Here is a 1,041-nt window from a genome sequence, read left to right as displayed (position 1 = left end):
CTCTATGCTAGGGTGATTATTAAAAAGCAAAGTAATGTTTAATTTGTGGTTATTTAAAGAATTTAATCTTACTCCTTTTAGTTCCACTCTTTTTTCCCATTTAGTGATTGCCTCACTTACATATTGAGTAAGTTTCAATCTAAAATCATCATCAATTTTTTTATCTATGAGCGTGTAAAGTAATGAACCATAATTAGGCCTCATTACACGAGAACCTAAAGGAGTGATTAAAATATCTTTAATGCTTTCTTCTATGCTAACTAAATATTTCATCTACTCACCGCCGTAGCACCACAAGTGCAAGAATGCGTATGATTTGTTAAATCGCCTTTGCTATCACTTATATTTCCACTTACACTCAAATTGCCTTCTAAATTTAAATTGCCTTTAATGTTAAAAGTTCCACTAGCTCCATCTTTACCACTTGTAGAAATAGTTCCTGCAATTTGTGTATTACCATTTAGACTAATGCTTGGAGCATTTACGCTCACATTTGTTGCATTAAGCGTTATGGTATTAGCATTTGTAGTATGATTTTGCGTGTTTAAGGTATTATTTTTATTATTGGTAGTTTTATCTACACAAGTGATGTTTATATCTTTAATCACATCAAGCTTTAAAGTGCTTGTTTTTGAGTTGTATTCTAAATGCGTTCCATCTTCAAAATCTATGTTAAAGGTGTTTGTGTCTGTGTTTTTGGCTTTGTGCTTTGTTTGATAAAGTCCTCGTAAAATAACACCTGAATTTAAATCCCCACGCACAGGTATTACTAATACTTGTTCTCCTACTCTTAAAGGAGAAAAAGAAACTGCATAGGAGTTAGTTAAGCTTTGGAATACTGGTAAGAAATCTGTAACCAAATCTCCGATTTTAACCTTAGCTAAATGCTCTTTTACCTCACAAATAATTCCTAGTTCGCTCATTTAATGTCTCCTATGCAACGCTTTGCAATCTCTTCAACTTCTAAATAATAAATACTCATTTCTTTAGCGCTTTCTATTGTGCCTTTATATGTAGGCTTTAGCGGAAGTTTCAAAGGAC

The 1,041-nt window shown here is 32.6% G+C and carries 2 protein-coding genes; both read right to left on the bottom strand.

The features are described from left to right. On the bottom strand, positions 1 to 273 hold a 273-nt coding region (locus B6S12_RS10670), incomplete at its 3' end, for a GPW/gp25 family protein (protein ID WP_111230676.1). Continuing rightward, the gene (locus B6S12_RS10665) at positions 270 to 923 is read right to left on the bottom strand and encodes a phage baseplate assembly protein V (protein WP_111230731.1); all 654 of its coding nucleotides are present in this window, start codon (positions 921 to 923) and stop codon (positions 270 to 272) included. The genes B6S12_RS10670 and B6S12_RS10665, both read right to left, overlap by 4 nt. Positions 924 to 1,041 lie beyond the last annotated feature (118 nt).

It is taken from the genome of Helicobacter valdiviensis (assembly GCF_003245365.1).
Taxonomy (GTDB): domain Bacteria; phylum Campylobacterota; class Campylobacteria; order Campylobacterales; family Helicobacteraceae; genus Helicobacter_D; species Helicobacter_D valdiviensis.
Note: the sequence above shows the minus strand (reverse complement) of the source record. Positions and strands in the feature narration are given on the sequence as shown.